This window comes from Pseudomonas sp. JR33AA, assembly GCF_021378985.1.
Lineage (GTDB): Bacteria > Pseudomonadota > Gammaproteobacteria > Pseudomonadales > Pseudomonadaceae > Aquipseudomonas > Aquipseudomonas alloputida.
This window is the reverse complement of record NZ_JAJSAW010000007.1, coordinates 301,243-307,361: the sequence shown is the minus strand read 5'-3', so window position 1 is coordinate 307,361 and position 6,119 is coordinate 301,243. Positions and strand designations below refer to the sequence as shown.

Genomic DNA, 6,119 nt, shown 5'->3' with positions numbered 1-6,119 from the left:
CGTGCATGTGATCGACTGCCCGGTCGATTACAGCGAAAACGACCGCATCCTCAACAGCGAGCTGCGTGAGCGCGCCCTGGCGGTGTAGGCCCTGACGCCCTGATCGCTGCAAGGCGGCACCTACAGGTATCTCACGATCCTGTAGGTGCCGTCGGGTGGTGCATAGCAACCACTTTACGCCTCTCGTAATTGATCATTCTCAGGTTCTCTACTCATGGAGAACAAGAGAACATGACTATTGGTTCAACACACAACCATCCTGCCGATCTGGCCATCGACCCATTACTGCCCACGCAGCCGTGGGCCGCGCGTTTCCCTAATCCCCCGGATCTCTGCTTCGACTACCGCCGGCTTCTCGAACAAGAGGGCGGCGTCGCACGTGCCACACAACCCGATCACCGCATTTGCATCGTCGGTGCCGGAGTTACCGGGTTGACTGCTGCCCGCGAGTTATTGCGCTGTGGTTTCAACCGTATCACCTTGATTGAGCAGTCCCGGCGTGTAGGCGGGCGACACCTGACGGTCGTGAACAGCTCAGCAAGCCACAAGCAACCTGCAACCCCTTTTGAAATGGGGGCGATGCGCATGCCGTTCTTCAATAGGACTGGAGAGTCGCCTAAAGAGGGGCGCTCGCTTATGGCCCATTACGCAAAGCTGTTCGAGCTGCGGATTTCTGACTTCCCTAACCCAGGTACACCTTGGGTGAATGCCACGGGGATTTATCTTCGCGAAGGTCAATTAGAAGGGGAAGGTGACCCGGGTCTTTTGCTCTGGCGTAATCCGTCAGGCGAAACCCCACCTCCTTCGGCTGTCTTGCAGCAGGTCTACGAGAAATGGCGCAGTTTTGCTCAGCAATTTGCTGAACATGTTGCCGCGGTTTATGGCACGTCAAGCTGGGAGTCGCTATGGCGGGACATCGTCGAACGCTATCATCGACTGTCGTTCAGGGATTTGGTGCATTTGCCCGCCCTTGCTGCCTGGAACCCTGAAAACCCCGGTGACTTCGGCGGTTTGGGCATGAGCAGTGACGAGTCAGCCATTTTCTATGCGATCGGTATTGGCGATGGCAGCTGGGGAGCATTTTATGATGTTTGCTGCCTGTACCCGCTACGTACGGCAATCTTTGGCTTCAGCAGTCATTTGCAGTTGGTGCATGGCCGTGTGGATTCAAGAGGGGTGCCTTACACTGCGCCGCATCTTGAAGCAAACAATGTCCCTGATAGCAGGGGATTGCCGTTTCAAGGGCCAGCCTATCTCGGACTTGCGGCCCTCGACGAAAGCCTTTTGCACCTGGACGTCGGCATGGGTGGGATTTCGCTATATGAACATCTTCTGAAAACAAATGATGGGCTACTGACAGATACGTCCGTGTGTGCGGTGCAGAAGCTGGAAAGTGGCCGTATTCGGGTCGGATACCGTTGGCGATGCAGTGATCCGTTACACGAGAGCACCGAATATGAAGACTTCGACAGCGTGATCATGACCACTCCGTCATGGCTGATCGAAACCAACATCAGCCTCAGCGGCTTCACCCGCCAGATGTTGCCGCAGCCGATTATCGATGCCTGGAAGCATGCCCATTGGGAGACCAGTTGCAAGGTCTATGCACCGTTGAAGAAAAGTTTCCTCGACCACAAGCCGATGCCGCAGATTCTGATTACCGATAGCTTTGTGCACGATGTCTATGCCTATCGGTACAACGATAGCTATCCAGATGACTGCATTCTTCTCAGTTATACCTGGGAGGATGACGCGACCAAATTGGCAGCCTTCTCTGATGCGGAGTTGGCGAGCAAATGCCTGAAGGAGCTCGATCGGATCCTTCTACGCTGCACCAATGTGGGGGAGGCTATTTCGCCTTACGTCGATACTCGAAATATTTGCATACAGCGTTGGATCACAGACCGAAATGCGCTCGGGTGCGCGAAGTTGTATAGGGCAGGTACCTACTTTGATGCTGTAAACCTGATGAAATACAACCGAGACCTGAGTGCGCGCTCAGGGCTGTATCTGGCTGGCGAGTCCTTCTCAGTTGACGCTGGATGGACCGAGCCGTGTTTGCGCACGGCAATCGATACGGTCATAAACCTCTGCAACAACACGTCAGCCGAGTTCAATGGTGGCTTTACCCTCGAGTACTACCCCCACTATCAGGTTGGGAAATAACGGCGTACGGGGCATTTTGTAGGGGGAGTCCTACTGCCATTATGTGATTTTCCTTTGGTCTCATAGGACTCTCCTGACTGTCGCTCCCTGACCCAACATCGCTTTACTGGCGTCCTTCCAAAACAACCACAAGAAGGAAGCCGCCATGTCTGAATCCTGTTCCCCCGTCAGCCCCGTACGTGTCGCTGTCATCCAGTACGACCCTCAGGTCGGTCTTGACCACTGTGAGAGCAACGTGAGCAGAGGCCTGGCATTGGCCCGGCGCGCAGCACGCGAAGGTGCCAACCTGATCGTACTGCCTGAACTGGCCAACACGGGCTACACCTTCAACTCCCGTGCCGAAGCCTATTCCCATGCGCAGGTGCTGCAGGACGGCCCTTGCCTGAAAACCTGGGCCGACTTCGCCAAGCAGTACCAGGTATACCTGGCTGCGGGGTTTGCCGAACGCGACGGGCTGAAGCTCTATGACAGTGCTGTCCTGTTTGGCCCCGAAGGCCTGCTTGGGCATTACCGCAAAGCGCATTTGTGGAACCAGGAAAAGCTTTGGTTCACCCCCGGTGACCTGGGGTTCCCGGTATTCGAGACGCCTATCGGCCGTATCGGCCTGCTGATCTGCTGGGACATCTGGTTCCCGGAAGTACCACGGGTGATGGCCGCGCAAGGTGCCGACATCATCTGCAGCCTCAACAACTGGGTATGGACCCCGCCGCCGTTGTTCGATGATGCAGGGCGCTGCATGGCCTCGTACCTGACCATGACGGCAGCGCATGTCAACAACGTTTATATCGCCGCCGCGAACCGTGTCGGCAGCGAGCGGGGCGGGCGCTTCCTGGGCTGCTCGCTGATCGCCGGTACCCATGGCTGGCCGATCGGCGAGGTTGGCAGTGCAGAAGCCGAGGAGATTATCTATGCCGATGTCGATTTGAGCAGTGCACGCTCGGCACCGATCTGGAACAGCCTCAACGACCTGCCAAGAGACCGGCGCACCGACCTCTATGATGCCACCCTTGGCTATCGCTTGCATGCACCTATGCCACGTTGAGGAGTTGCGCATGAACACGCTCTTCTTCTCACGACAGCAGCATTGGCTTGCGTTGATGTTCGGCTGCCTGCTGGTGTTTCTCGCTGCAAGCCTTGCCCATGGCCAATGGCTGGATTATGCACAGAGGGTGGCGACGCTCGATGAGCCGCTCAGCCGCTTGCGCTGGATTGTGGGTGATATCAGTGAAGTGGCTTTCTACAAGCACGAACTACCCGCGCTGGGCTTGCTGCTGGGCGCGTCCCTGGCGCACTGGGCGCAGGTGCGGGGGTACCGCTGGCAGGGCTTTGCTATTTGCTATGGCAGCGGTTTATGGCCATGGGTGTTTACCAGCTCGCTCTTGGGCTTGCTGCTCAGCCATGCGTTGTGGGGATGGACCTTGGCCAGTGGCATCTGGCAACCAACGTTCGTTGCCTTCGTGTCATTACCGGCAGCCATGGTCTTGCTTTACGGTGCGGGCTGGCGGGTGACGATCACGGGGGCGCTACTGGGGGCTCTACTGGTAACACCGGCCAGCCTGCTGATGGTCAATTACCTGTGTTATCCCCTGGAGTTGCCAGTGGTAGTGGGCAATGTGAGTGGCATGGCTGTGGCAAGTGTCGTGGCCTTCATCCTGTGCAAGCGCTTTCCTTCATGGGTACGCCAATGCGGTGAATCCACCGTCGTGGCGCCGGTTGTCAATCAGCCTGACTACGGTGTGGTCTGGACTTTGCGGCGCGTTCTGGCCGACTTCAGCGAAGCCCCATTCTTTGGTAATGAGCTGGCCAGCCTCGGGCTATTGCTGGGTGTGTTGCTGGCTTACCTGTTGAGCCCGGCTGCACTGTCCTACGGTTCTATGCTGGTGATGCAGATGGTGGCCGGGCAGGCTCTGGCATCCCTGGTCGGGGTTGTATTCTGGCGTGGACAGTGGAAAGCCCGTGGGTGGTACCCTACCTACATTCCGATCGTGTCGATCGTCCCGGCCGCGGTGTTGACACATGGCGGCAGCTGGCAAGTGGTGGTGGCCAGTGCAGTGCTGGGTGCCCTGGTGGCTCCGCCGCTGGCAGTGGCGATCACTCGGCGGTTGCCGGCCTATGTGCATGGCTACATCGGCAATGTGGTGTCGATGGCCATCTGCACGCTTGGCATTGTGCCGATAGTCGGGTTGCTTGTGGGGGGAGAAGCATGAGCGAACATTCGAACCTGCCCAGGCTGTCGATCGCCACTCTGGGCGGCACGGTCAGTATGCGGGCCGGTGCTGTCGGGGATGGTGTGACGCCAAGCCTGGATTGTGAGCGGCAACTGCTTCAGATTCCACAATTGCGCGAGATGGCGCAGTTGAACGTTGCTTCACTGTGCCTGCTCCCCAGTGCATCGCTGGGCTTCGCGACGTTACTGGAGGTGTTGGCATGGGCCCGGGGCGAGGTGGAGCGCGGAGCTCAGGCCTTGGTATTGAGCCAAGGGACCGACAGCCTTGAGGAAACGGCCTATTTCCTGGATCTGCTCTGGCCATTCGATGTGCCATTGGTGATGACGGGTGCCATGCGCTCGGCGAGTCAGCCGGGCAATGATGGGCCGGCCAACTTGTTGGCTGCGGCGCAGGTCGCATTGGCAAAAGACAGCCGTGGTCGAGGTGTGCTTGTGGTCATGAACGATCAGGTCCACTGCGCGGCAAGGGTTCGCAAGACGGCCAGCCTGGCCATGGCGGCCTTCGAGTCACCCGGATGTAGCCCGTTGGGCGACGTTGTGGAGGGGGAAGTGTTGTATCGCCATCCGCCCGGGCGACGGGAAGTGTTGCCGTTACCGTATCGCACCGACCAGCGCGTTGCCCTGCTGGAAGCCTGCCTGGATGCAGACACGGCGCTGCTGCAGGCTGTGGCCACATTGGGTTATGAGGGGTTGGTCATCGCCGGTTTCGGTGCTGGTCATGTTTCCGCCAGTTGGTCCGAAGTACTGGAACACCTGGCGCCCACCTTGCCGGTCATGGTTGCTACGCGCACAGGTAGAGGGCCTACAGCCCGGGCAACCTACGGGTTTGCAGGGGCAGAGATCGACCTGCAGAAAAAAGGCGTCTACATGGCTGGGCAACTTTGCCCGCGCAAATGCCGCATCTTGCTCTGGCTGCTGATAGGCACCGACCGGCAACATGAGCTGCAGGCCTGGTTGCACACCTGAACCATCTGCCCGCGCGGTCGTTCGCGCGGGCAGCCCTTCCGGCGTTGCTGTGCTAGGGTGCACACACTTTTGCTTCCCAGGACTTTTACCCATGCTCCCCGTACTCAGCGAAAAAGAACTCGACCGCCTCGAAGACCTGCTGATCACCTATGGCAATGACTACTCGGTGCTGAACCTGGCCGAGCTCAACGGCTTTTTCGTTGCGCTGGCCAGTTCGCCGATCACTGTCCTCCCGGAGCAATGGCTGCCCGCGGTGGCGGGTGGCAAGGTACCGAAGTTCAAGAAGCCCGCGCATGAGGAGGCCTACACGGCATTGATGCTGCGTTATGCCAGCCAGGTGGCAGAAGAGCTGAGCGATGGTGTCGACCAGTTCGAGCCGCTGTTCGAGGAAAACGAGGGCGAACAGGGCACTGTGATCGTGATGGAAGAGTGGTGTTTCGGCTACATGCGCGGTACCCAGGTGGCCGGTTGGGGCGAGTTGCCAGCGGAGCAGGACCCGCTGCTCAAGGCCATTTCGCTACATGGGCTGGAAGATAATTTCGAGCTGCTGGACCAGATGAGCGAAGAGGATATCCAAGCCTGTGTGCCGCAGGTGGTCGAGGCTGCGCGCGGGCTGTACCGACATTTCAAAAAGCGGCACTGATCTGATATCTGCATTGGCTGGCGCCCACCTGCCGGCGCCAGCGCACGTGTTTGGAAACCATTATTCCGCCCCGCGAAATTATGGTTTCCCCTGCGCACTGATTCTGCTACCAGCCGA

Annotated in this window: 6 protein-coding genes; all 6 read left to right on the top strand. The window is 58.6% G+C overall.

The window, feature by feature from the left end; all coding sequences use genetic code 11:
* A partial coding sequence (locus LVS58_RS14555) for a hypothetical protein (protein ID WP_230391198.1) occupies positions 1-88 on the top strand: 88 nt, incomplete at its 5' end.
* Positions 89-231: 143 nt separating this feature from the next.
* Positions 232-2,166 (top strand): flavin monoamine oxidase family protein, encoded by a 1,935-nt coding sequence (locus LVS58_RS14550; protein ID WP_233691663.1) that lies wholly within the window; start codon positions 232-234, stop codon positions 2,164-2,166.
* 145 nt (positions 2,167-2,311) lie between these two features.
* Complete coding sequence (locus tag LVS58_RS14545) at positions 2,312-3,208, top strand: nitrilase family protein (RefSeq protein WP_233691662.1); 897 nt, start codon at positions 2,312-2,314, stop codon at positions 3,206-3,208.
* A 10-nt stretch (positions 3,209-3,218) separates the two neighbouring features.
* Positions 3,219-4,373: a hypothetical protein gene (locus LVS58_RS14540; protein WP_233691661.1), complete on the top strand. Its 1,155-nt coding sequence runs from the start codon at positions 3,219-3,221 to the stop codon at positions 4,371-4,373.
* Positions 4,370-5,359, top strand: coding sequence for an asparaginase (locus tag LVS58_RS14535; RefSeq protein WP_233691660.1), 990 nt, complete (start codon positions 4,370-4,372; stop codon positions 5,357-5,359). Before LVS58_RS14540 ends, LVS58_RS14535 begins: the two co-directional genes overlap by 4 nt.
* Before the next feature lie 91 nt (positions 5,360-5,450).
* Positions 5,451-6,002: a UPF0149 family protein gene (locus LVS58_RS14530; protein ID WP_233691659.1), complete on the top strand. Its 552-nt coding sequence runs from the start codon at positions 5,451-5,453 to the stop codon at positions 6,000-6,002.
* The last annotated feature ends 117 nt before the right edge of the window (positions 6,003-6,119 follow it).

Coding starts and splice junctions, on each gene's coding strand:
- LVS58_RS14550 (WP_233691663.1), top strand. CDS start 232: ATGACTATTGGTTCAACACACAACCATCCTGCCGATCTGGCCATCGAC.
- LVS58_RS14545 (WP_233691662.1), top strand. CDS start 2,312: ATGTCTGAATCCTGTTCCCCCGTCAGCCCCGTACGTGTCGCTGTCATC.
- LVS58_RS14535 (WP_233691660.1), top strand. CDS start 4,370: ATGAGCGAACATTCGAACCTGCCCAGGCTGTCGATCGCCACTCTGGGC.
- LVS58_RS14530 (WP_233691659.1), top strand. CDS start 5,451: ATGCTCCCCGTACTCAGCGAAAAAGAACTCGACCGCCTCGAAGACCTG.
- LVS58_RS14540 (WP_233691661.1), top strand. CDS start 3,219: ATGAACACGCTCTTCTTCTCACGACAGCAGCATTGGCTTGCGTTGATG.